Source organism: Rhodococcus sp. EPR-134, from assembly GCF_001647205.1.
Classification (GTDB): Bacteria; Actinomycetota; Actinomycetes; order Mycobacteriales; family Mycobacteriaceae; genus Rhodococcus_F; species Rhodococcus_F qingshengii.
This window is the reverse complement of the sequence record NZ_LVCT01000395.1, coordinates 1-22,208: the sequence shown is the minus strand read 5'-3', so window position 1 is coordinate 22,208 and position 22,208 is coordinate 1. Positions and strand designations below refer to the sequence as shown.

Here is a 22,208-nt window from a genome sequence, read left to right as displayed (position 1 = left end):
TTGCTGTGCGCCTTTATTAACCCCCCCGCGGTTAATAAAGGCGCACAGCAGTTCAGGCGCCGTCGCGTAATTCCTGCTCTCGTGCCCGCTTGCGTTCGATTCGCTTACGTTCGTCGTGATCGCGCATACGCTGCGGATATCCCGTTTTTCGGACGTCGTAGACCGGGATCTTCAGGTCTTGTCCCAATTTGCGGGCACCACGTTCGCCGCCGACACGACGACGAGTCCACTCCCCGTCCTTCGCAACCAGGACGACGGTCACCTCGGTCACCGTCGTCTGCGGTTCCACATAGGCTTCGACGCCTTCGTGCGAGTGCGCCCAATTCGCCAGATGATCCGCATCACTCTGCGCTGCGGCCTGAGCCGCACTCGGCGGACGCTTGAAACGATCGAACAGTCCCACGGTCGTACCCTCCTCGGTACCGACGCCGCGGATGCACCCCGGCGATATGTCAAGTTTGCCAGGCGATGTCCGTTGTGCCTGCGCACGACATACCGTTTGGTCCGCTTACGACGTTACAGCCGGACCCCCGACGCATACCTACTCGCCAGTAGCCGACACACCCGAAACGGACGGCATCCCCCTCATCGGACACGCCCGGCGTATCAATGGAAAGATGAACGACGGTGACGCCGCGCTCGCGCGTCGACATCGGCAAAATAGCTACAAGTAGCCGCACGTCGCGCGCCACTCGAGCACAATGCATTACGACCACAAGTCGACAAAATTCAACAACCCGAACACAACTGTCGAGGAGTCAAAAGACATGGCCTTCTCCGTCCAGATGCCAGCCCTAGGTGAGAGCGTCACCGAGGGAACTGTCACACGGTGGCTCAAGCAGGAAGGAGACACGGTCGAAGTCGACGAACCCTTGCTCGAAGTCTCCACGGACAAGGTCGACACCGAGATTCCGTCTCCCGTCGCCGGCGTCCTGACCAAGATCGTCGCGCAGGAAGACGACACCGTGGAAATCGGTGGCGAGCTCGCCCAGATCGGTGAAGCCGGCGAAGCCGCAGCACCCGCGGCAGAGGCACCCGCCCCCGCCGCCGAGGAAGCTCCCGCCGAGGAAGCGCCGGCTGCCGAAGCTCCCGCTGAAGAAGCTCCCGCTGCCGAGGCACCCGCTGCTTCGAGCGGTTCCGCTGAAGGTACCGCCGTGACGATGCCCGCCCTCGGCGAGTCCGTCACCGAAGGCACCGTCACCCGCTGGCTCAAGGCTGTCGGCGACGAGGTTGCCGTCGACGAGGCGCTGCTCGAGGTCTCGACCGACAAGGTCGACACAGAGATCCCGTCCCCCGTCGCCGGAATCCTGCTCGAGATCAATGCGCAGGAAGACGACACCGTCGAGATCGGTGGCCAGCTGGCCGTCGTCGGCTCCGGCGCACCCGCCGCGGCACCGGCACCCAAGGCCGCTCCCGCAGCACCGGCAGCACCCCCTGCCCCCAAGGCCGAAGCTCCGAAGGCCGAAGCACCCAAGGCTGAAGCACCCAAGCCTGCCGCCGCACCGGCCGCACCCGCTCCGAAGCCTGCTGCGGCTCCCGCACCGGCGGCTGCCCCCGCAGCGTCCGGTGACAGCAGCCCGTACGTCACCCCGCTCGTGCGCAAGCTCGCCACGGACAACGGCGTCGACCTCGCGACCGTCACCGGCACCGGCGTCGGCGGCCGCATCCGCAAGCAGGATGTGCTCGCCGCTGCGGAGGCCAAGAAGGCTCCCGCCGCCGCTGCTCCTGCTGCAGCACCCGCGGCCGCACCGGCCGCCACCGCAGCCGCAGGCGTCCGACCCGAACTGGCACACCTGCGTGGAACCACGCAGAAGGCCAACCGTATTCGGCAGATCACGGCCACCAAGACACGTGAGTCGCTGCAGAACACCGCTCAGCTCACGCAGACCTTCGAGGTGGACGTCACCAAGATCGTCGCCCTGCGGGCCCGTGCCAAGGCCGGCTTCATCGAGCGCGAAGGCGTCAACCTGACGTTCCTTCCGTTCTTCGCCAAGGCAGTCGTCGAGGCGCTGAAGTCGCACCCGAACATCAACGCAAGCTACGACGAGGCTGCCAAGCAGATCACCTACTACGACGCTGAACACCTCGGCATCGCAGTGGACACCGATCAGGGCTTGCTCTCCCCCGTCATCCACAACGCCGGCGATCTCGGCCTGGCCGGCTTGGCCCGCGCCATCGCCGACATCGCCAAGCGTGCACGCTCGGGTGGCCTGAAGCCGGACGAGCTCTCGGGTGGCACCTTCACCATCACCAACATCGGCAGCCAGGGCGCGCTGTTCGACACCCCGATCCTGGTACCGCCGCAGGCGGCCATGCTCGGAACCGGCGCGATCGTCAAGCGCCCGATGGTGGTCACCGACGAGAACGGCAACGAGTCCATCGGCGTTCGCTCGATGATCTACTTGCCGCTGACCTACGATCACCGTCTGGTCGACGGCGCCGACGCCGGCCGATTCCTCACCACTGTGAAGCAGCGGTTGGAAGAAGCCTCGTTCGAAGCTGATCTGGGCCTGTAAGCAACTGCTCGGCCGGCCGGGGCGTCATCTCCATCAGGAGGTGGCGCCCCGGCTTTTTCAGTACGGTCGGAGATATACGTTCGGATATCGAAGCACGCTGAATCGAAGGAGGCTTTCCGAATGCGAGTAGTCATCGCCGGCTCGTCCGGTTTGATCGGAACGGCCTTGGTGTCATCGTTGCGCTCCGACAACCACGACGTGGTGCGTCTGGTGCGACGCTCGACCGCCGGCCCCGACGAATCGCGTTGGGACCCGGACCACGACCGTCTGGACCTCTCCGTCCTGCAGGGCGCCGACGCCGTCGTGAACCTCTGCGGCGTCGGCATCGGCGACAAACGGTGGTCGGGTTCCTACAAGCAAGCGATCCGTGACAGCCGCATCGTCCCGACCGACGTCTTGGCCGAAGCGGTCGCGAGTCAGAAGGTTCCCGTCCTCGCCAACGCGAGCGCCGTCGGCTATTACGGCGACACCGGCGACAAGATCGTCGACGAGGATTCGCCGGCAGGCACAGACTTTCTCGCCACGACGTGTCGCGATTGGGAACTTGCCACCGAACCGGCGCGTGCGGCGGGCGCCCGCGTCGTCAATCTGCGGTCCGGCGTCGTGATTTCACCTCATGGGGGCATGCTCGGTCGGCTTCGGCGCCTTTATTCGTTCGGCCTCGGCGGGCGACTGGGCAACGGTCGCCAGTACTTTCCGTGGATCTCACTCGAGGACGAGTGCGACGCGATCAAGTTCGCGCTCACGAATTCCGAACTCTCCGGTCCCGTCAACCTGACCGGTCCGGCCCCTGTCACCAATGCCCAGTTCAATGACGCCATGTCCCGTGCGGTCCACCGCCCGGCTCCCTGGATCGTTCCCGGGTTCGCACTCGAAGCGTTGATCGGAGAATTCGCCAAGAGCGGCATCCTCGGTGGCCAGCGCGCCATTCCCGCAGCTTTGGAAAAGGCGGGATTCTCTTTCCGCCACAACACGATCGGCGAAGCGCTGGCGGCCGCACTCGGTTGATTCCGAAGTCGGGCGTAATCTCTACGTCCATGAGCAGCGCTGCCGTTTCCGCCCGGTTCTCGAAACTGCCGATCGCCGTCGAGCAACTCGGTTCGATCGACTACAACGCCGCGTGGGACCGCCAGCGTGAGCTCGCGGCTGCGCGGGCGGACGACATCGGACCGGACACGCTACTGCTCCTCGAACACCCGCCGGTGTACACGGCAGGACGACGCACGGAACCCGAAGATCGTCCCGTCGACGGCACGCCTGTCATCGACGTCGACCGCGGCGGGAAGATCACCTGGCACGGCCCCGGCCAGCTGGTGGGATATCCGATCGTGAAACTGGCCGAGCCCATCGACGTGGTGCGGTATGTCCGACGCATCGAGGAAGCACTGATCACGGTGTGCACGGACCTCGGCCTGAACTGCGGGCGCATCGACGGCCGCTCCGGCGTCTGGCTGCCCGCCGAACTCGCAAACGGGCAATGGAAGCCCGAGCGCAAGGTTTCTGCCATCGGCGTGCGCGTCCAACGGGGCGTGGCACTGCACGGCTTCTCCCTGAACTGCAATTCGGTCCTGACCGGATTCGACAACATCATTCCCTGCGGCATCCGTGACGCCGGGGTCACGACGCTGTCGCATGAACTCGGTCGCGACGTCACCGTGGACGAAGTCACTCCCGCTGTGACCGAGGCAGTGATCGCTGCTCTCGACGGAACCATGCCCGTCACCGAACGGAACGTCGAGCGCGTCACCTTCGAAAGCGCCTCGCCTACTCCGACTTTTACTACCGTTCAGTACAGCTGACGGGCTCGCCCGAACCCCGTTGCAGTAATCACCGGGCGTAGGATCACTGTCGTGACTATCGCCCCAGAAGGACGTAAGCTGCTCCGTCTCGAGATCCGAAACGCGGAGACGCCCATCGAACGCAAACCCAACTGGATCAAGACCCGAGCAAAGATGGGCCCCGAGTACACGGAGCTCAAGGGCCTGGTCAAGCGTGAAGGTTTGCACACCGTCTGCGAGGAAGCGGGCTGCCCCAACATCTACGAGTGCTGGGAAGACCGCGAAGCCACGTTCCTGATCGGCGGCGAGCAGTGCACACGCCGCTGCGACTTCTGCCAGATCGACACCGGCAAGCCCGAAGCCCTCGACCGCGACGAGCCCCGTCGCGTCGCGGAAAGCGTTCAGGCCATGGGCCTTCGGTACTCCACGATCACCGGCGTCGCCCGCGACGACCTCCCCGACGGCGGCGCCTGGCTCTACGCCGAGACCGTCCGCAAGATCCACGAACTCAACCCGGGCACCGGCGTCGAGAACCTGGTTCCGGACTTCAACGGCAAGCCCGAACTGCTCGACGAGGTCTTCGCCTCACGCCCCGAGGTCCTCGCACACAACCTCGAGACCGTCCCCCGCATCTTCAAGCGGATCCGTCCGGCATTCCGGTACCAGCGCAGCCTCGACGTCATCACCGCAGCACGCGACTACGGACTGGTCACCAAGTCCAACCTGATCCTCGGCATGGGCGAAACCCCTGAAGAGGTCACCGAGGCGATGGCAGATCTCCACGCCGCCGGTTGCGACATCCTCACCATCACCCAGTACCTGCGCCCCTCGCCCCGGCACCACCCCGTCGAGCGGTGGGTCAAGCCCGAGGAGTTCGTCGCACACTCGAAGGCTGCAGAAGAGATGGGCTTCGCCGGCGTCATGGCCGGTCCGTTGGTTCGCTCGTCGTACCGCGCCGGCCGCCTGTATGCGCAGGCCATGGCACATCACGGCCGTGAACTTCCCGAGGCGCAGCGTCATCTGACCGAGGGCGGCGACGCTTCCCAGGAAGCCAGCTCACTCATGGCGCGCCTGAATCGCTGATCCACTTTTTGCTGTGCGCCTTTATTAACCGCGGGCGGTTAGTAAAGGCGCACAGCAATGGACGTATCCTGGGTACATGGCGAACGGCAGCAAATCCGGTAAGGGCAAACCCACCAAAGAGGCAAAGGCTGCAGCGAAGGCTGCCCGCAAGCAGGCTTCCAAGGAACGTAGAACTCAGCTCTGGCAGGCATTCCAGATGCAGCGCAAGGACGACAAGCTCCTCCTTCCGCTGATGATCGGCACTCTCGTCGGTGCAGCTCTGGTCTTCTTCCTGGTCGGCCTCATCTGGGGCCTTCAGTGGTTCCTGCTGCCGATCGGCATCGTTCTCGGTCTCCTCGGCGCCTTCATCATCTTCGGTCGTCGCGTCCAGAAATCGGTGTACAAGAAGGCTGAAGGTCAGGCCGGTGCCGCTGCGTGGGCGCTCGACAACATGCAGGGTGCGTGGCGCGTCACGAATGCCGTCGCCGGCACTACCCAACTCGACGCCGTTCACCGCGTCGTCGGACGGCCGGGTGTCATCCTCGTCGCCGAGGGTTCGCCGCAACGCGTCAAGGGCCTCCTCGCGCAGGAGAAGAAGAAGACCGCCCGCCTCATCGGCGACACCCCGATCTACGACATCATCATCGGCAACGACGAGGGCCAGGTTCCGCTCTCGCAGCTCCAGCGCTACTTGAACAAGTTGCCCCGCAACATCGACACCAAGCGCATGGACAACATCGAAGGTCGCCTCGCTGCGCTCAGCGCACGCGGCGGCGGAGCAGCGCTTCCCAAGGGACCGATGCCCGGAGGCGCGAAGATGAAGGGAATGCAGCGGACCATTCGTCGTCGCTGACACTCCCCCACAGCAAAACGAAAGACCCGGGCCCACACGGACCCGGGTCTTTCTTTACTTCGAGAGATTTGTGTCAGCGCGATTTCACGAGCAAAGTGCCGGTCGCGCGGTCCTGCATACCGCGACCGTCGATGTCGGTGATGGTCGCGGGAATGACGAACACAAGCAGCGCCTGACGCCCGAGCGCGCGCACGAAGCCCACTCGGATCGGGCCTTCGATTCGCGCAACCTGAAGTCCGAGGACGAACTGCCCAGGGGAGAAGTTGAACAGCGCCACCGTGACGACGCCGACTGCGAACCACACCATCAGCGTGACAGTCGAGGTCATACCGTCGAAGAAGTCGCCGGTGATGAGCGAGGCCACTCCCACAGCCATCACCCAATCCACCAACAGTGCCGCGATACGACGGCCCGAACCGACCAGCGAACCCGGACCCTCCTGAGGGAAACCGAGGAGCTCGCCACGGTACGACTGCTCACGGCCGTCCGCGCTCTTCGGCAAAGCTGCTTGCGGCCCAGAGAGCCAAGTTCCGGTGATACGTGCCATGCTGTCCAGGATAGGCGTCGCAGCACCGTAGTCCAGATTTGCCGGGTTTTAACTGTGTGGCCGGTCACATGGACTTCGGAAATCCCCAGGATGCTGCGACGCGTAACACTGCCGAAACAAAGGGTTGACGAGCGGGCAACACCAGCTCCCTACCGTCTGCCTCGACGGATTCAACCGACATCACTTGGCTGAAGCGACTTAAGGAGCACAAGCGTGGCGTTCACCACGGCCGAAGAGGTCATCAAGTACATCGCGGACGAGAACATCGAGTACGTCGACATTCGGTTCAGCGACCTGCCCGGCGTCCAGCAGCACTTCTCGATCCCGGCGTCTGCTTTCAACCAGGACGTGTTCGAGGACGGCCTCGCATTCGACGGATCTTCGGTCCGCGGATTCCAGTCGATCCACGAGTCCGACATGATGTTGCTTCCCGACGTCACCACGGCGCAGATCGACCCCTTCCGCAAGGCGAAGACCCTCAACATCAACTTCTTCGTGCACGACCCGTTCACTCGTGAGTCCTACAGCCGCGACCCGCGCAACGTTGCCCGCAAGGCCGAGGAGTACTTGGTCAGCACCGGCATCGCGGACACCGCATTCTTCGGCGCCGAGGCCGAGTTCTACATCTTCGACTCGGTTCGCTACGACTCCGGCATGAACTCCGCTTTCTACGAATTGGATTCCATCTCCGGTTCCTGGAACACCGGCGCAGAGACCAACGCCGACGGCTCCCCCAACCTCGGTTACAAGGTTCGCGCCAAGGGTGGCTACTTCCCCGTCGCTCCGTACGACCACTACGTGGACCTGCGCGACGAAATCTCCACCAACCTGACCAACGCAGGCTTCGAGCTCGAGCGCGGCCACCACGAGGTCGGCACCGGCGGACAGCAGGAGATCAACTACAAGTTCAACACGCTGCTCGCAGCGGCCGACGACCTGCAGCTGTTCAAGTACATCGTCAAGAACACCTGCTGGCAGCACGGCAAGTCCGCAACCTTCATGCCGAAGCCGCTCTTCGGTGACAACGGCTCGGGCATGCACGTCCACCAGTCCCTGTGGAAGGACGGCAAGCCCCTCTTCCACGACGAGTCCGGCTACGCGGGCCTCTCGGACATGGCTCGCCACTACATCGGCGGCATCCTGCACCACGCTCCGTCGCTGTTGGCCTTCACCAACCCGACGATCAACTCGTACCACCGTCTGGTGCCGGGCTACGAAGCCCCCATCAACCTCGTGTACAGCCAGCGCAACCGCTCGGCAGCTGTCCGTATCCCGATCACGGGCAACAACCCGAAGGCAAAGCGTCTCGAGTTCCGCGCACCCGACTCCTCGGGTAACCCGTACCTCAACTTCGCTGCACAGATGATGGCCGGCCTGGACGGCATCAAGAACAAGATCGAGCCGATGGCTCCGGTCGACAAGGACCTCTACGAGCTTCCCCCGGAGGAGGCTCGCAACATCCCGCAGGCTCCGACCAGCCTCGAGACGGTCATCAACCGCCTCGAGGCCGATCACGAGTACCTGACCGAGGGTGGCGTCTTCACCACCGACCTGATCGAGACCTGGATCTCGCTCAAGCGCGAGCAGGAAATCGCTCCGGTCAACCTGCGTCCGCACCCGTACGAGTTCGAGCTCTACTACGACGTGTGATCCGCATCCTGACGTAAGTCAGACCTGCGAGTACCGAGTCCACCCGTCCCGCTTCTGCGGGGCGGGTGGACTTGTTTCGTCCGAGGGAAACCCCTCGGACAGATGATGACCGGCCTTCATACCGGACGCGGTCGAATCGCGGATCAGCCGCGGGCACGTTGACCGATGGCCGCATTGTTGACGATATGGGCGATTCGACCTGCCCGTGTTGCGTCTCGAGCGGCACTGACGATCCACCACAGCATCTGTTTGCGGGCGCTGGGCGGAAAACTGTCCCAGTTGCTTCGCGCTTGCGTGTCCAGGTCCAGCGCCGCCTGCAAGTCAGATGGTTCCTCGAGGTCTTCGACTTGGTCGAGAATCGTCCACCAACCAGTGGATTTCGCGGCAGCAATGGCACCACGACCAGCAGCGGTCATGAGGCCACGCGCCTCCATATCAGCTGCGCGTTCGCGGTTGAGTCGGGTCCAGGAACTCTTGCGTCTCCGCGGTGTGAACAGTTGCAAATTGCGCTCTTCGTCGAAGACGGTGTTGGTGGAATCGATCCACCCAAAGCAGATCGCTTCCTCAACGGCCTGAGGGTAGGGGCAGCGTGGTCGGCTGGTGGTGGTGCGCCAGGAGCACAACCACACTCCGCGGCCTGACGTGTGATTGTCCGTCAACCAAGTTCGCCACTGTTCGCGAGTCTCGGCGTGGATGATCGGGTAGTCGAACTTCCACGTCTGAGGGTGGACGGAAGCCGGCGGCGATGATTTCGAATCGGTCACTTACTCTCCAGCCTAGAGGGAATCGGATACGTGTCTCGATAGACGAGGGGCCTGCGCAGGGAACACGTCCCCGCGGCAACTTGGACGTGAATGGTCTTGTCGCGCAATCCTCTTCTGACTGTCATGGTGGCGAGACCCTGAGGTGAAGGGCGAGCCGACTGACGGTGTCGGCAAGCTCGGTTGGTTCGATGACGACCACTGGGGCGGTGAGCGCAATGCGCGCAACCGTCATGGCGAGCCTGCCGAGATCTTCGCTGCGGATCTCGACAAGGCAGCGGTCCGCTGCCACCTCGATCGGTGTGTGGTCAATCCATCTGAGTACGCCCTCGAGGTCGGCGAACGTAGCTTCGATGGCGAGTTTTGCATCGTGGTGACGGGGTGGCGAGCCAACTGATCTCGCGACGAAGCCTGCCGCGTCACCGCCCGGGATCTCGCGTGGCGTGAAATGACTGCCTGCCAGCCAGGGCTCCGAGAGCCGGTCCAGTCGAAATGTTCGCCAATCCGAACGATGGTGGTCCCATGCTACGAGATACCAACGACGCCCCGCCGTGACAAGGCGGTGCGACTCGACGAGTCGTCTGCTGCTCTCGCCATCACCTCGCCGATAGTCGAAACGAACGTGCTCGTGGTCGCGACATGCCGCAGCGAGCACACTGAGTGCTTCGGGATCGACGATGTCGTCATTTGCCCGCCGCATGGAACTGACGCTCGAATGCAGTGCCGACACACGTCGGCGTAGTCGATGGGGCAGGAGTGTTTCGATCTTCGTCAGCGCGCGCAGCGCCGTTTCTTCGATGCCTCCGATGGCGGCCTCGGCGGCGTAGCGCAGTCCGACGGCTACCGCCACGGACTCGTCATCGTCGAGGATCAGGGGCGGCACGTGCGCCCCCGTTGCAAGTCGGTAGCCCCCGTATTTTCCGGACGTGGAATCGACCGGATAGCCGAGGTCGCGTAGGCGATCGATGTCGCGGCGCACCGTCCGCTGCGTGACATCGAGTCGTGCGGCAAGTTCGGCACAGTGCCAGAAGCGATGAGTCTGAAGGAGCGAGAGCAGTTGCAGTGCTCGGCCTGTGGGATCGTTCCGCATTTCTTCAGATTGCCAGCGATCTAGGACTTTATGTGTCCACGATGCTCCCTATCGTCGGAGCAACCGGTCGATCCAGACACGAGATCGGTACTCGACTCAAAGGAGCATCCGTGAATCCATCCGACTTCCCCAGGCCCGTCCTCATCCCAGTGAACGGCGTGGAACTCGAAGTCTTCGAAGCAGGGCGACACAATGCCGGGAAACCCATCGTGTTGTGTCACGGATGGCCAGAGCACGCCTATTCCTGGCGATACCAGGTGCCCGCCCTTGTCGAGGCGGGCTACCACGTCATCGTCCCGAACCAACGCGGCTACGGCAATTCGTCACGTCCGACCGAAGTGACGGACTATGACATCGAACATTTGGCGGGTGATCTCATCGCACTTCTCGATCACTACGGCTACGACGATGCCACCTTTGTCGGTCACGATTGGGGTGCCTTTGTCGTGTGGGGCCTTACCCTGTTGCACCCGGACCGGGTAAACAAAGTGATCAACCTGAGCCTGCCCTACCAGGATCGCGGAGAGCAGCCGTGGATTGAGTTCATGGAAGCCGTGCTTGGCGGTGATTTCTACTTCGTCCATTTCAATCGACAGCCGGGCGTCGCGGACGCGGTGTTCGAAGACAACACCTTCCGGTTCCTCCGCAACCTGTACCGGAAGAACGAACCCCTCAGGGAACCTCAGCCGGGTATGGCGCTGATCGATCTCGCCAAAGCAGAGACACCACTCGGTGAGCCCCTGATGAGCGATAGAGAATTGGCCGTTTTCGTCTCCGCCTTCGAATCGACAGGATTCACGGGCAGTGTGAACTGGTACAGGAACCTTGACCGCAACTGGCATCTGCTGGCGGAGGTGGACCCGATCATCCAACAGCCCACACTCATGATCTACGGGGACCGTGACGCGATCGCGAGAGCTGAGAACCTGACAGAGTTCGTGCCCAATGTGGAAGTAGTCAATCTCGATTGCGGTCACTGGATCCAACAAGAAAGACCCGAAGAGACCAACCAAGCGATCTTGAACTGGCTGGAACGGCAGGATGCCACATAGTTTCAAGGCTAGGTGCGGTCTCAGTGAAAATGTCAGTCTCATTCAAGTCCAGTAGGGGGCTTGATCCGGACCGACCGTCTTCGAGATTTGGCGAGAGCGGCGGTAAACAAACCATGCACTCAACCCGACGATGGGCACAAGCCAAATCCCGACAGAGAAGGCGACAGCGCGCCACACACCGACTCGCCCGGACACAGAAACCACATCGGCCGTTCCGACAAGACACAGGGAAAGCCAAATCAAGGCGAGAATGAATCCGCCGCCGTACAGAAGAAAGAATGCTTCGAATCCGTCCATGCAGTCCATTCCACTGTCGGCGCAGTCCTGAAGCCCAGCCGCACCGAGTAGGGAAATGTTCACGGTGGCGATGCTACGGGCCAGGGCGTCCCGAACTGCCGAACAAGCGGGCGGATTCGGCGATGCGAACGCCGCTCAGCCCGAACAGAGTAGAAGCCCCACCCCCGTGGGGAGGGCGGGGCTTCCTCTGGTCCGGCGCTCACGCACAGTGGGAGGGTGGTGGACATGCCGGACCGACGACACGGCAGGGAGTCAAGCTGCCGCGCCCAAGCGCTGACCTGAAGGAATGCGCCTGAGATCGTGGTTACGAGAACCATCAAACCAGACAAACTGGACGCATGTTCAGGAATCGCGAGATTCGACCCCCGCACGTCAGAAAGATCTCACTGCACCCGATAGGTTTCGCTGCGGACAGGATCCACCAACCGCCGCATGACCTCGTACGCGCGGTCCGGATCCGTGTACGGCGGAATCATCATCAAAACGAGTTGACGACCATAGATATCGTCGAGATACATCAAATCGTGGGGCTGGCCAGGGTACGGACCCCGCACTTCCAGTCCGTCGACCTCGTCGATACGACGCTGCGCGCTGCTGATCGTGTTCCAGTCGAACGCAACCCGCGCGATCGGCCCCAACCTCAGCGAAAGTGCGGATATCAGATCGTGAAGCTCCGCCGTGACGTTCGTGGTCCACGGGAACCACGCGCCGTCAACCGATGCCTTGACGGCACCTTGCCCACGAAGCAGGAATCGCGGAGTCCGCGTCGGCGACGGGAAAGGTTGCCCGACATGGCGCTGCGGCGCTTCCATTGCATAGTCGAGAGTGCTGATGTGCGCCATGACGAGGCTCCTTGACGGAGGATTCGTGGAACCGTCAGGCAGAGGTGCCCGGTCGTGGGTTCCATACCTTCAGACTACTCCGCTACGCAATCCCGACTACGCATCGACGGAAATGATCACGCCGGTGTCGCCGTACGGGAACGGACCATTACCGATGTGACCAAGGGTGTTGAAGAATTTCGAAATAGGCACCATCACACCGTATTTCGCTTTGACTTTGCTGCGGATCTCGTCGAATTCAGCTCCACCGCTCACCAACTGAGCGGTCCCGGTGACCGGCGACGCACCGTCGGCAACCTTTCCGCGGTTGTTGCACGGCACCACGGTGACGCGTGGGTTGTTCCGCAGACGCTTGGCCTTACCCGACTTCGAGGAAGTCCAGAAGCCGATACGTCCGTCAGGCAGAGGCACGACCCACGTCGGCGTGGCTACGCCGTCACCGCTCTTACGGAATGTGGTGACCGAGATCGTCTTCTCTTCGCCCAGGGACATGAAACGAGCGTATGCCTCCACAACCTCCACGACCATGCACGCGAATGAATTTTCTCTACCCCAGGAGTTTCAAAACGGACAATTATCCGGACGAAGGTGAACAACAGGTGCCGAGTGGTGGAAATGTCGCGGAACGACCACGTCTGAGGTCGATTTGAGGCCCGGAGGTGTTGGAACATGACTTCTCGTGAATGCGGAACTCATCGTTCTCCTCGTCGTCGTCGTAACCGCTCTGGGGTTCGACTTCACCAACGGTTTTCATGACACTGGCAACGCTATGGCCACGTCGATTGCAACCGGCGCCCTCAAGCCCAAGGTGGCAGTCGCTCTGTCTGCTTCCTTGAACCTGGTCGGAGCTTTCCTCTCGGTTGAGGTTGCTGCCACCGTGGCCAAGGGCGTGGTGAACCTCGGAAATGTGGGTGGCCAAGCGCTGCTCACCATCGTCTTCGCCGGCCTTGTCGGCGGCATCATCTGGAACCTGGCAACGTGGTTGCTCGGCATCCCCTCGAGTTCCTCACACGCACTGTTCGGCGGCCTGATCGGCGCCGCCATCGCGTCCCTCGGCATGAGCGGTGTCGCCTGGAGCGGCGTCCTCAGCAAGGTTGTCATCCCCGCAGTTCTCGCTCCCGTCGTGGCCGGCTTGGTTGCCGCGGCCGGCACCTGGCTCATCTACCGCATCACCTCCAACGTCGGAGAAGAAACCAAGGACAAAGGTTTCCGACTCGGCCAGATCGGTTCGGCTTCACTCGTTTCCCTCGCACACGGCACCAACGACGCTCAGAAGACCATGGGCGTCATCTTCCTCGCCCTGGTCGCCCACGGAACCATTTCCGCCGACGCGGACATGCCGTTCTGGGTCAAGCTCACCTGTGCGCTCGCGATCGCTGCCGGAACCTACCTCGGCGGTTGGCGAGTCATCCGCACTCTCGGCAAGGGACTTGTCGAGATTGCCGCACCACAAGGCATGGCAGCCGAAGCATCCTCTGCTGCAATCATTCTCACCTCCAGCCACCTCGGCCTTCCGCTCTCCACCACCCATGTGGCGACGGGTTCCATCATGGGAACCGGTCTGGGACGCAAGGGCGCCGAAGTTCGTTGGGGCGTAGCCGGACGTATGGCGGTCGCCTGGTTGATCACTCTTCCGTCCGCTGCAATCGTCGGCGCTCTGTGCTGGGGACTGGCCGACATCGTCGGCGGCCTGCCCGGTGTCCTGGTCGTCTTCGCCGTGCTCATCGCGTTGGCCGGCTGGATGTACCTGCGCTCCCGCAAGGAGCCCATCGATCCGAGCAACGTCAACGCCGAGTGGGACGGCGGCCTGGTGCCTGCAGAGGTCCCCGGTCCGGACGCCCGCGTCACCACCGACGCCAAAGCCTGAAAGAGGGAATCGACATGGATATCTTGAAAAACACCGTCGACTCGCTCTGGCAGGTCGTACTGGTCGGCCTCCTGCTGGGCGCCGGACTACCGGCGATCTTCGCAATCGGCCTGAAGTCGCTCGACGCCGGACAACGTGGCAGTGGCGGCGGGAGCACTGCCGTCGTGGCTCGCAGTCCGTTGGCCGTGGCAGGCGCAGTGGTGTGCTTCGCGGTCGTGCTCATCGCGATCGTCACCGGAATCCTCTTCATCATGCAGGGCTTCCTCAGCCACACATTCGGCATCGAGATCTTCTGATCCCGTGCGCCCTCACGAGCGGAAAGACATCACCGTGACTGCACCGACTCCATCCCTTCCTCAATCCATTCTTGACTGGCTTCGCGCCGGCTACCCCGAAGGCATACCGCCCAAGGACCGCATTCCGCTGGTCGCATTGCTACGACGCAAACTCTCGGACGCGCAAATTCGAGACATTGCCATCGGCGCTGCACTCGCAGAACTGAGCGACGTCAACAGCGACCAGGTGATCTCGAGCGACGAGATCAGCGCTCAGATCGCCGATCTGACGAGCCAGACTCCCTCGGACGAGGACATCGCGCGCGTTGCCTCCGTCCTTGCTGCCGCCGGGTGGCCCCTCGCTGATCTCGACAACCACTGAAGCTCGATTCGTTGAGTCTTCCACCACTTCTGGCTTCGATACTCGGCTGGCTGCGTGCCGGGTATCCGAACGGTGTGCCGGAGCAGGACTACGTCCCTTTGATGGCCCTGCTCCGGCGACAACTGTCCGACGACGAGATCGCCGTTCTTGCTGACGATCTCGTCGCCGGCTTTCCGCTTCCGGTCGATCCGATCGACTTTCCCGGTTCGGTCGATCCGATCGACATCGGCGTCCTCATCACCAAGGTCACCGACGATATTCCGCACGAATCGGACGTCGCTCGGGTACGTGAACACCTGATTCGTGGAGGTTGGCAAATCGTGGCACAACCTCCGGTCGACGACGCCTGACGGCATTACGGTAAATCGGACCAGTTTGATAACGAACCGGTAACGGTGCCGTCGAGGTCAATACAGACCACTTAGTGTCATAAGGAATTCCGCGCCTCGGGGGGCTCGGTCGGATTTCGGTGTGCAAGCACCTTTGGGGCGGGAGTGATACATGCACGAGGCTCACACAGATTTGGCGAAGAACCCAGATATTTCGAACCCGGATCTTTCGAGAAACCGTATTTCGAAACGAATCAAGCGTCGGATCCTGGGCCTCGCAGCGACAGCACTCGCACTCCCCCTGACCGCAGGCCTGATCAGCGGATCGGTAGCGACCGCAGCGCCCGCGCGTACCGCCCCGGCCGGTGGCTACGAGGAAGTGTTCGTAGACTCGTCGATGGGACCGATCAAGGTTCAGATCCAGTGGGCTTCGCGCGGCGGCAACGCGGCGCTCTATCTTCTCGATGGCCTACGAGCACGCGACGACCGAAACGCATGGAGTTTCGAGACCAACGCTCTCGAGCAGTATCGCGGCGACAACGTCACCCTGGTCATGCCGGTCGGCGGGCAGTCCAGCTTTTACTCCGACTGGTATGCGAACAGCAATTTGAATCGCCAGCCGGTCACGTACAAATGGGAAACCTTCCTCACCCAGGAACTTCCCGCCTATCTGGAATCGCGCGGCGTCTCCCGAACCAACAACGGCGTGCTCGGACTGTCCATGGGTGGCAGCGCGGCACTGACGCTAGCCGCCTACCACCGCGATCAGTTCAAGTTCGCCGGTTCGCTCTCGGGATACCTCAACATCTCAGCTCCAGGCATGCGTGAGGCGATCCGGGTGGCCATGGTCAGCGCCGGGTCCTTCAATGTCGATGCAATGTGGGGACCGCCGTGGAACCCCGCTTGGCTCCGCAACGATCCCTTCGTGTTTGCACCCGAACTGGCTGGGCTCTCGCTGTACATATCCGCTGCGAGCGGCCTGCCCGGGCAGTTCGATCAACCGCGTCGGCCCGTCGACTTCGTGAATACCGGTAGTGCCATCGGGCTCGAGGCCCTTGCCTTGATGAACTCACGGGCATTCCAACTGCGCATGAACTCCCTGGGAATTCCGGCAACGTACAGCTTCCCGGCCAACGGCACTCATTCGTGGCCGTACTGGGGTGCAGAACTGTGGAAGGCCCGAGGCCAGATCCTCGACACCCTGAACGCTTGGTGAACTGACAACGACTCGATCACCGACAACCGCAGGCCCCGACCGATATTCGTTCGGGGCCTGCGTCGTTCGAATTCAGAGCGCGGCAAAGAGATCCACGGTATTGCCGTCGGGATCGAGAAGAACGGCGTAACGCTGCCCCCATACGGCGTCGAAGGGCGCCTTGTGCCCGGGGAAGTCGGCTGTCATGCGCTGATACGCCTCGTCTACTGCGGCGGGAGTCCCGAAATCGAAGGCCAAAGCGACGGGGTGTCGACCTTCCCCGACAGCGAAGTCCGGATCGAAGCTCGCGATGGTGGACAGCGCGTCCCAGGCCAGCCGAAGCCCACCGTCGAAAGTGAACTCCACATGCGGAGCGTCAGCGGGTGTTTCCGGAATGTCGAGCCCGAGGGTTCGGTAGAACGCGAGGGAACGCGCGAGATCGTTGGTGACGATTCCGACGAGATCGAGTCTCGGAGAGACGGACACGGTATTTCTCCTGTTTCGGGTCGAGAAGTGATCGGCGAGTGTGTGACGATGATCTGATGACCGGCACTGACACCCTCGCTCTCGACGGTAGTCGGACGGTAGCGTCGAGTCTTGAACAAAACGGCCACACCTATGTCGAGACTCGGATCACCGGTTCGGCCGGCCTCTTCAGTTGCACGTAGAAAAGCACCAGCGAAGCCCATACGCCCACGGAAGCAAAGCGGATTCTTCCCGATCTCTGCGCCGACTTCATCGTCGACAGCACCGGAAAGTCGTGGCTCGTCGGACCTGCCACCGGTGCCGATCTGGTTTCGGTCGCCGCCGGTACAACCATGTGGGGCATCCGGATCAATCCACCGGCTCTGCGGAGCCTGCTCGGCACAGCTGCCGACGCGGTGCAGGATTCGAAGATCGCCTTCGACGACATCCTCACTTCCAGACAAGCGCGGGTACTTGCCGACGCCCTGAGCCACGAGGCAGTCGACGCTCACCTACTGGGCCAGTTGTGGCGCGGACTGGAACCCGACCACGGAATCGAGCGTGGTTACTCCGCGCTCATCTCCTCCCCTTCCACGCCGATACGAGAGATTGCTGCAGACCTCGGTGTTTCCGAACGTCATTTCAGACGATCGATCACGTCAGCGGTCGGGCTGTCCCCCAAACTGATTCAGAAGGTGCAACGAATGCAGGACGTGTTGACTCTCAGCCGCGGCGCAAAACTCACGCTGTCGTCGCTGGCCGGTCGCGCCGGCTACGCCGACCAAGCCCACCTCGCACGCGATACGCGTGCACTGGCAGGTCTGACACCGACTCAGCTACTGCGCGAGCACCGGTAACGATGAGCGAAGATCTGTTCGCCGCCCTCGATCACCTGGCTGCCACGTCAGCTGTCGTGATCGATCGCCCCCGAGGGTCGGCACACCCGCGGTACCCCGATGCGATCTATCCGCTCGACTACGGCTATCTCGACGGCACGGTCAGCGCGGACGGCGACGGGATCGATCTGTTCCGAGGCTCGGCCGTCGGCAACGGTGTTGTCGCCGTGGCCGTTGTTGCCGACATCGTCAAGAAGGACGTGGAAGTCAAGATCCTTCTCGAATGTACTGCGTCTGAAATCGACACTGCCACAGCATTTCTCCGCGACGTTCTAGGTCTCGGTGCCACTGTCTTGCGGCGCGCCGTCAGCTGAGTTCGTCGAATCGCGGAACAAGATGCTCCGCAACCCACTTCGCTTCCTCGATCAGAGGCCAACCTGCCAGGATCAGTGCAGTCAAACCGGTTCGGCTGCGAAGCGTGCGTACCGAGTCCGTGATCGAATCCGGATCGCCGACGTAGTACACGGCCGATGACCCGGTGCCGAAGATGTCGAGGGGTGACCACGCCGTGATACCCGCGTACAGCCCGTCACCGACGTACAACTCCTCCGGTTCCGGAAGTCGGCCGGAGGCAATCTTGTCCGCCCAACCCTGCCGCTGAGCGTCGCGGGCGGTGAAGGTCTTGAGGTCTTGCTTCCCCTGAGTACGACGACGCACTGCGTTGTCCAAGACATGAGCGATCTGCTCGACGCCCGTCTTCTCGAACAACGAACGGAACCGGTCGTGCGCCTGCGCCTTGGTGGGGCGAACGATCACACCGGTGAGCGCACCGAAGTCGGTGAACTCGCGCCCGGCTGCCTCCGCCGCCGCCCGTGCGGCAGAGAATTTGTCTTCGATGAACGAAGTCTCGCGCAACATCGCCAAGTAGGTGTCGAGCACCTTGCCTGAATTCGCCAGGCCTACAGGCGAATCACCGGTACCCCACAGCGGAACCTGATGCCCAGCGGGCGCATCGATACGCAGTGGTGTGTTGGGAAAGTTCGACTCCGTGCCTTCGGCGTAGATGCGGCGGAAGTCCGCCCAGTACTGCTCCCCCAACTCGTAACGCTCGTCGTGGGGCACGTTCATGTCGTACTTGGTCAGGATGTTCTCGCGTCCGTTGACCGAGTTGATCAACAGTCGGCCGCCGCTGAAGGCGTCGAAAGTCAATGCCTTCTCCGCCAGCAGTCGCGCCGGCGTCATGTTCGCGTAGACGGCGACGAGGAACTTCATGCGCGTGGTGTGCGCTGCCGCCCACGTCGCCGAGATGAACGGATCGTTCGGCCAGGTGGCAACAAGCGCACCTTCGAATCCGCCGTCGTCGATGGTCTTCGCGAGCTCGATCTGCCTGGCCCCGTCCACGGGGAACAGCCCACCGGGGCTCCACGGGTAGTCCCCGTCGGCCTGGGTGAGATACCAGAATGTCTTGATGCCCATCAGTTCTGCACTCCAGCCGGCAGGTCGAACGATTCGATTCGGGCACGTGAGCGGATGGTGTCCGCATTCACGCTGTAGAGCGCATCGAGGTATGCGACCGCGAAAGAACCGGGGCCCGAGGCATTTTCCTCGGCGATCTCCGATGCCACGGCAACATGCGTGTGCGCGGCAACCAATCCGTCCAGCGCGGTCGACGTGACGGCGAGGTAGGCGGCGACAAGACCGCCCAGAGAGCAACCGGTACTGGTCACGCGCGGCAACAGTGCGCTGCCACCGGAGACTCGGATGCCCCGGGTGTCACCGCCCGCATCGCGGCCGACGATGTAGTCGACCGGTCCGGATGCCGACACGGCATCCGCATGCTTCAAGAGTGACAGAGCGGCGGGCACTGCGTCGGCGGAGTCGGAGGCACTGTCGACGCCGCGGGTGTCACCGCCGAGTCCCGCAAGCGCGATGATCTCCGACGCATTCCCCCGGATTGCGCTGGGGTGAAAGCGCAGCAGATCCACAGCGATACCGCTCCGCCAGGGTAGTCCGCCGACACCGACGGGATCCAAAACCCATGGCGTACTGGCAGTTCGGGCCGCTTCTGCTGCTATCAGGAAGGCTTCGGCTGTCCCGTCGTCCGGCGTTCCGAGGTTGACGAGCACTCCCCCGGCGATGGCAGCGAACCCACCCGCTTCGTGGACGTTGTCGATGTGAGCGTTGCTTGCGCCGGCGGCGAGCAGAACATTGGTCAAGAAGTTCGCAGAAACGATGTTGGTCAGCGACTGGACGAGCGGTACCTGATCGCGGAGTGCGTCGATCGCCGACGCGACGGTTTCGACAGAGACAGTGTCAGACATGAGAATTCCTTCAGGACGGGAGGTAATTGAGGACTGCGGCGATTCAGGACCGCGGACATCGAACATCCGCAAGCGCGCCGCCGGGCTCACCGCCGACAACCATCGGCAAAGTCGGATCTGCAGTCCATTCCTCCAACGAGCCGTCATAGACCTTGACGTCCTCATAGCCGCCGCGGATCAGTGCGAGTGCTGTCAGGCACGCCGAAACTCCACCGCCGCAATAGATCACGACAGGTTCAGCGACGGCTGGTAGAACGTCAGCAGATTTCGACCGAACATCGTCCGCCGGAAGCATCCGGGCATCGGCGTCGAGAAGACCCTTCGCAGACAGATTCACACTTGACGGAATATGTCCGCGTCGCGAATATCGCGTCTTCTCCGTTCCCTCGTACTGCTCAGGCGCCAGCGCGCACACCAGCGTTCCGGCTCCTTCTCCTGAGGACAGTGAGGCAACGCGAGGTAGATCGACCCACAGGCCAAGGTCCGTCACACTCCAACGCTTCGACGCCGACGTGTGGGTGACGTCGTCGCCGCTCGCGAGGGCGAAGCCGCATCGAGTCCATTCGGCGAGGCCACCGTCGAGGACCCTTGCTTCGATGCCGGCGTTGCGAAACACCCACCAGAGCCGTGATGCCCAAGTGGTCGAACCCTGGTCGTAGATCACGATTGTCGCACCCGGTTCGATACCACTGGATTGGAGATCGGAAATCAACTGCTCCGTTGACGGGCGTGTGAAATGCAGCGCCGCTTCCCTTTCGGAGAAGACGTCCATGAGGTCGACGTGTCGGGAACCCGGGATGTGCGAGGAAACCCAGCCGTCGTACCCGGACTCCGGGCGATAGTCGCCGTCAAATCGCGCGGGAGGAAAATGAACCGTCGCGTCGAGCACAGCGACGCCTCCCTCGCGCAGCATCGCGTCGAGTTCAGCAGCACTCACCAGCGGCGACGCGGTCTCTCCAGCCACTTCAGACCCTCTCCCTCGGAAACGAACAAGCACGAACCTAAATGAGTACTAGCGTATACGCAAGTACTCACTCGTCGCCGATGGCATAATCGAACGCGCTCTACTTGCATGCACAGGAATGAGGACACATGGATCTCGACGCCGATACGAGCACCACCGATCTGCTGGTGCCGGAGGCTGCGCTGGGCCGGTCCGATCAGACCTCGCGGCAGTACCTGCGCCTGCGAGCCGACATCCTGGCCGGCAAGTTCCCCCAGGGCTCTCCGCTGCACGAGACTCAATTGTGCGAATCGTACGGCGCATCGCGTACCCCGATCCGCGAGGCACTCAACTGGCTCGCGCACGACGGTCTACTCGAACGAGCCGCCCGCGGTTTTCGTGTCCGCTCCGGCACTCCCGAAGACGTCATCGAAATCTACGCAGCGCGGGTTGCCCTCGAATCGGAAGCCGCCGGCGCCGCCGCACTCCGCCACAGCGATCTCGACCTTGCCCGCCTGGACGGATTGCACGAGTTCTGCTGCACTGCAACAGAAGGCACCGAGGTTCGTGCCGGAAACTTCAAGTTTCACGAGGCCCTCTGGCAGGCCGCCCACAATTCCACGATCACCTCATTGCTGATCCGCCTCACCACCCAACTGCGAATCTACGACAGCGGCCCGCCGTCGAACTACGGCGAACCTGACCTGCTCAATTCGGAGCATCAAGAGATCCTGAACGCCATCCGCGCCCGGGACGAATCGTCCGCACGTGGTCACATGCGCAACCATCTCGAGCGCAGCCGCGACCAACGAATAAGGATGTTCGCCAGCCGCTGACTTCAGACAGCCCAGATTTCTGCACGCCGACGCCTGCGCCGCCGTCGCTCAGACGGGGAGCGTGCCGGTGTCGACGTCGTACACGCTCTCGGCCGGGCTCGACATCACTCGATCCGCCATCTCCTGCTTGAGCTCTGTCAGCCGTGACTCGTCTTCGGCCGTCCGGTCGGACTTACGGGACAGAGTAATGAACTCGTCGACGACGAACCCCTCCCGAACAGTCAGCGTGACGCTCGCGCCGCGATAGGTGATCCGAAATACATACAGCGCGAGCGCATTTCCACGTTCACGCCTGGCCAAGGAACTGTCAA

General features: G+C 62.6%; 28 protein-coding genes and 1 pseudogene. 17 read left to right on the top strand and 12 right to left on the bottom strand.

Annotated features, from left to right (window positions below; all coding sequences use genetic code 11):
• Window positions 1–52: 52 nt before the first annotated feature.
• Entirely contained in the window at window positions 53–403 is a 351-nt protein-coding gene (locus A2J01_RS18080; protein ID WP_003941713.1) for a hypothetical protein, read from the bottom strand.
• Between the two features lie 364 nt (window positions 404–767).
• On the opposite strand from A2J01_RS18080, the gene sucB reads away from it, so the two are divergent.
• From sucB to A2J01_RS18055, 5 genes are all read left to right on the top strand, one after another.
• Window positions 768–2,516 carry a 2-oxoglutarate dehydrogenase, E2 component, dihydrolipoamide succinyltransferase gene (sucB, locus tag A2J01_RS18075; protein ID WP_058039509.1) on the top strand — a complete coding sequence of 583 codons (1,749 nt, stop codon included), beginning with the start codon at window positions 768–770 and terminating at the stop codon, window positions 2,514–2,516.
• A 120-nt stretch (window positions 2,517–2,636) separates the two neighbouring features.
• Complete coding sequence (locus tag A2J01_RS18070; protein WP_064113256.1) at window positions 2,637–3,524, top strand: TIGR01777 family oxidoreductase; 888 nt, start codon at window positions 2,637–2,639, stop codon at window positions 3,522–3,524.
• A 29-nt stretch (window positions 3,525–3,553) separates the two neighbouring features.
• A complete protein-coding gene (gene lipB, locus A2J01_RS18065; protein ID WP_003941602.1) occupies window positions 3,554–4,315 on the top strand; it encodes a lipoyl(octanoyl) transferase LipB in 762 nt (253 codons plus the stop codon).
• Between the two features lie 51 nt (window positions 4,316–4,366).
• A complete protein-coding gene (lipA, locus tag A2J01_RS18060) occupies window positions 4,367–5,377 on the top strand; it encodes a lipoyl synthase (RefSeq protein WP_003941610.1) in 1,011 nt (336 codons plus the stop codon).
• A 76-nt stretch (window positions 5,378–5,453) separates the two neighbouring features.
• Window positions 5,454–6,209, top strand: coding sequence for a DUF4191 domain-containing protein (locus A2J01_RS18055; RefSeq protein WP_003941625.1), 756 nt, complete (start codon window positions 5,454–5,456; stop codon window positions 6,207–6,209).
• A gap of 73 nt (window positions 6,210–6,282) precedes the next feature.
• On the opposite strand, the gene A2J01_RS18050 is transcribed toward A2J01_RS18055, so the two are convergent.
• Window positions 6,283–6,756 carry a hypothetical protein gene (locus A2J01_RS18050; protein WP_064113255.1) on the bottom strand — a complete coding sequence of 158 codons (474 nt, stop codon included), beginning with the start codon at window positions 6,754–6,756 and terminating at the stop codon, window positions 6,283–6,285.
• 213 nt (window positions 6,757–6,969) lie between these two features.
• Here A2J01_RS18050 and glnA point away from each other — a divergent pair, with 213 nt between their 5' ends.
• Complete coding sequence (glnA, locus tag A2J01_RS18045; protein WP_003941609.1) at window positions 6,970–8,406, top strand: type I glutamate--ammonia ligase; 1,437 nt, start codon at window positions 6,970–6,972, stop codon at window positions 8,404–8,406.
• Between the two features lie 143 nt (window positions 8,407–8,549).
• Here the strand turns inward: glnA and A2J01_RS18040 are convergent, their stop codons facing one another.
• Window positions 8,550–9,170, bottom strand: a complete 621-nt coding sequence (locus A2J01_RS18040) for a YdeI/OmpD-associated family protein (protein ID WP_042445829.1) — start codon at window positions 9,168–9,170, stop codon at window positions 8,550–8,552.
• Window positions 9,171–9,291: 121 nt separating this feature from the next.
• Window positions 9,292–10,257 (bottom strand): helix-turn-helix transcriptional regulator, encoded by a 966-nt coding sequence (locus A2J01_RS18035; RefSeq protein ID WP_007735427.1) that lies wholly within the window; start codon window positions 10,255–10,257, stop codon window positions 9,292–9,294.
• A gap of 110 nt (window positions 10,258–10,367) precedes the next feature.
• Between A2J01_RS18035 and A2J01_RS18030 the strand changes: the two genes are divergently transcribed.
• A complete protein-coding gene (locus tag A2J01_RS18030) occupies window positions 10,368–11,309 on the top strand; it encodes an alpha/beta fold hydrolase (protein ID WP_042445952.1) in 942 nt (313 codons plus the stop codon).
• Window positions 11,310–11,351: 42 nt separating this feature from the next.
• Here A2J01_RS18030 and A2J01_RS18025 read toward each other — a convergent pair whose 3' ends face one another.
• The 3 genes from A2J01_RS18025 to A2J01_RS18015 all read right to left on the bottom strand — a co-directional run bounded on the left by A2J01_RS18025 (window position 11,352) and on the right by A2J01_RS18015 (window position 12,940).
• The gene (locus tag A2J01_RS18025; RefSeq protein WP_228232664.1) at window positions 11,352–11,669 is read right to left on the bottom strand and encodes a hypothetical protein; all 318 of its coding nucleotides are present in this window, start codon (window positions 11,667–11,669) and stop codon (window positions 11,352–11,354) included.
• Window positions 11,670–11,989: 320 nt separating this feature from the next.
• Window positions 11,990–12,448: a DUF5994 family protein gene (locus tag A2J01_RS18020; RefSeq protein WP_042921868.1), complete on the bottom strand. Its 459-nt coding sequence runs from the start codon at window positions 12,446–12,448 to the stop codon at window positions 11,990–11,992.
• Window positions 12,449–12,544: 96 nt separating this feature from the next.
• Window positions 12,545–12,940, bottom strand: coding sequence for a PPOX class F420-dependent oxidoreductase (locus A2J01_RS18015; protein ID WP_042445944.1), 396 nt, complete (start codon window positions 12,938–12,940; stop codon window positions 12,545–12,547).
• A gap of 187 nt (window positions 12,941–13,127) precedes the next feature.
• On the opposite strand from A2J01_RS18015, the gene A2J01_RS18010 reads away from it, so the two are divergent.
• From A2J01_RS18010 to A2J01_RS17990, 5 genes are all read left to right on the top strand, one after another.
• Window positions 13,128–14,315, top strand: a complete 1,188-nt coding sequence (locus A2J01_RS18010) for an inorganic phosphate transporter (RefSeq protein ID WP_007735433.1) — start codon at window positions 13,128–13,130, stop codon at window positions 14,313–14,315.
• A 14-nt stretch (window positions 14,316–14,329) separates the two neighbouring features.
• Window positions 14,330–14,611 carry a hypothetical protein gene (locus tag A2J01_RS18005; RefSeq protein WP_064113254.1) on the top strand — a complete coding sequence of 94 codons (282 nt, stop codon included), beginning with the start codon at window positions 14,330–14,332 and terminating at the stop codon, window positions 14,609–14,611.
• 34 nt (window positions 14,612–14,645) lie between these two features.
• Window positions 14,646–14,972, top strand: a complete 327-nt coding sequence (locus A2J01_RS18000) for a DUF3349 domain-containing protein (RefSeq protein WP_003941653.1) — start codon at window positions 14,646–14,648, stop codon at window positions 14,970–14,972.
• An 11-nt stretch (window positions 14,973–14,983) separates the two neighbouring features.
• Window positions 14,984–15,322, top strand: coding sequence for a DUF3349 domain-containing protein (locus tag A2J01_RS17995; protein ID WP_007735437.1), 339 nt, complete (start codon window positions 14,984–14,986; stop codon window positions 15,320–15,322).
• Window positions 15,323–15,473: 151 nt separating this feature from the next.
• Window positions 15,474–16,517 (top strand): alpha/beta hydrolase, encoded by a 1,044-nt coding sequence (locus A2J01_RS17990; RefSeq protein ID WP_172827113.1) that lies wholly within the window; start codon window positions 15,474–15,476, stop codon window positions 16,515–16,517.
• Between the two features lie 72 nt (window positions 16,518–16,589).
• On the opposite strand, the gene A2J01_RS17985 is transcribed toward A2J01_RS17990, so the two are convergent.
• The gene (locus tag A2J01_RS17985) at window positions 16,590–16,982 is read right to left on the bottom strand and encodes a VOC family protein (protein WP_003941628.1); all 393 of its coding nucleotides are present in this window, start codon (window positions 16,980–16,982) and stop codon (window positions 16,590–16,592) included.
• Window positions 16,983–17,038: 56 nt separating this feature from the next.
• Between A2J01_RS17985 and A2J01_RS37210 the strand changes: the two genes are divergently transcribed.
• From A2J01_RS37210 to A2J01_RS17975, 4 genes and pseudogenes are all read left to right on the top strand, one after another.
• Complete coding sequence (locus tag A2J01_RS37210) at window positions 17,039–17,164, top strand: hypothetical protein (RefSeq protein ID WP_269455323.1); 126 nt, start codon at window positions 17,039–17,041, stop codon at window positions 17,162–17,164.
• A 33-nt stretch (window positions 17,165–17,197) separates the two neighbouring features.
• Window positions 17,198–17,383: pseudogene (locus A2J01_RS37345) on the top strand (helix-turn-helix domain-containing protein); the annotation flags it as partial.
• A complete protein-coding gene (locus A2J01_RS36910) occupies window positions 17,378–17,818 on the top strand; it encodes a helix-turn-helix domain-containing protein (RefSeq protein WP_331715326.1) in 441 nt (146 codons plus the stop codon). The pseudogene A2J01_RS37345 and the gene A2J01_RS36910, both read left to right, overlap by 6 nt.
• Window positions 17,819–17,820: 2 nt before the next feature.
• Window positions 17,821–18,171, top strand: a complete 351-nt coding sequence (locus A2J01_RS17975) for an inorganic pyrophosphatase (protein WP_042921879.1) — start codon at window positions 17,821–17,823, stop codon at window positions 18,169–18,171.
• Here A2J01_RS17975 and A2J01_RS17970 read toward each other — a convergent pair.
• The 3 genes from A2J01_RS17970 to A2J01_RS17960 are packed head-to-tail and all read right to left on the bottom strand — an operon-like array spanning window position 18,164 to window position 21,082.
• Complete coding sequence (locus tag A2J01_RS17970) at window positions 18,164–19,273, bottom strand: LLM class flavin-dependent oxidoreductase (RefSeq protein ID WP_054781472.1); 1,110 nt, start codon at window positions 19,271–19,273, stop codon at window positions 18,164–18,166. The two genes, A2J01_RS17975 and A2J01_RS17970, sit on opposite strands and share 8 nt — an antisense overlap.
• Window positions 19,273–20,118 (bottom strand): hydroxyethylthiazole kinase, encoded by an 846-nt coding sequence (gene thiM / locus A2J01_RS17965; protein WP_042921939.1) that lies wholly within the window; start codon window positions 20,116–20,118, stop codon window positions 19,273–19,275. Before thiM ends, A2J01_RS17970 begins: the two co-directional genes overlap by 1 nt.
• A gap of 43 nt (window positions 20,119–20,161) precedes the next feature.
• On the bottom strand, window positions 20,162–21,082 hold the full coding sequence (locus A2J01_RS17960) for a sulfurtransferase (protein ID WP_074447113.1): 921 nt from the start codon (window positions 21,080–21,082) through the stop codon (window positions 20,162–20,164).
• A gap of 128 nt (window positions 21,083–21,210) precedes the next feature.
• Here A2J01_RS17960 and A2J01_RS17955 point away from each other — a divergent pair, with 128 nt between their 5' ends.
• Window positions 21,211–21,897, top strand: a complete 687-nt coding sequence (locus tag A2J01_RS17955; protein ID WP_003941581.1) for a GntR family transcriptional regulator — start codon at window positions 21,211–21,213, stop codon at window positions 21,895–21,897.
• 48 nt (window positions 21,898–21,945) lie between these two features.
• Here the strand turns inward: A2J01_RS17955 and A2J01_RS36460 are convergent.
• Window positions 21,946–22,208 (bottom strand): hypothetical protein (locus A2J01_RS36460; protein ID WP_064113253.1); only part of this gene is annotated, 263 nt, incomplete at its 5' end.

Excerpts from the sequence above, each read along its gene's own strand:
- A2J01_RS18005 (WP_064113254.1), top strand. The coding sequence starts at position 14,330 with ATGGATATCTTGAAAAACACCGTCGACTCGCTCTGGCAGGTCGTACTG.
- sucB (WP_058039509.1), top strand. The coding sequence starts at position 768 with ATGGCCTTCTCCGTCCAGATGCCAGCCCTAGGTGAGAGCGTCACCGAG.
- A2J01_RS17955 (WP_003941581.1), top strand. The coding sequence starts at position 21,211 with ATGGATCTCGACGCCGATACGAGCACCACCGATCTGCTGGTGCCGGAG.
- A2J01_RS18055 (WP_003941625.1), top strand. The coding sequence starts at position 5,454 with ATGGCGAACGGCAGCAAATCCGGTAAGGGCAAACCCACCAAAGAGGCA.
- A2J01_RS37210 (WP_269455323.1), top strand. The coding sequence starts at position 17,039 with ATGACCGGCACTGACACCCTCGCTCTCGACGGTAGTCGGACGGTAGCG.
- A2J01_RS17975 (WP_042921879.1), top strand. The coding sequence starts at position 17,821 with ATGAGCGAAGATCTGTTCGCCGCCCTCGATCACCTGGCTGCCACGTCA.
- A2J01_RS17990 (WP_172827113.1), top strand. The coding sequence starts at position 15,474 with ATGCACGAGGCTCACACAGATTTGGCGAAGAACCCAGATATTTCGAAC.
- A2J01_RS18035 (WP_007735427.1), bottom strand. The coding sequence starts at position 10,257 with ATGCGGAACGATCCCACAGGCCGAGCACTGCAACTGCTCTCGCTCCTT.
- lipB (WP_003941602.1), top strand. The coding sequence starts at position 3,554 with ATGAGCAGCGCTGCCGTTTCCGCCCGGTTCTCGAAACTGCCGATCGCC.
- A2J01_RS18020 (WP_042921868.1), bottom strand. The coding sequence starts at position 12,448 with ATGGCGCACATCAGCACTCTCGACTATGCAATGGAAGCGCCGCAGCGC.
- A2J01_RS18050 (WP_064113255.1), bottom strand. The coding sequence starts at position 6,756 with ATGGCACGTATCACCGGAACTTGGCTCTCTGGGCCGCAAGCAGCTTTG.
- A2J01_RS18015 (WP_042445944.1), bottom strand. The coding sequence starts at position 12,940 with ATGTCCCTGGGCGAAGAGAAGACGATCTCGGTCACCACATTCCGTAAG.
- thiM (WP_042921939.1), bottom strand. The coding sequence starts at position 20,118 with ATGTCTGACACTGTCTCTGTCGAAACCGTCGCGTCGGCGATCGACGCA.
- A2J01_RS18070 (WP_064113256.1), top strand. The coding sequence starts at position 2,637 with ATGCGAGTAGTCATCGCCGGCTCGTCCGGTTTGATCGGAACGGCCTTG.
- A2J01_RS17970 (WP_054781472.1), bottom strand. The coding sequence starts at position 19,273 with ATGGGCATCAAGACATTCTGGTATCTCACCCAGGCCGACGGGGACTAC.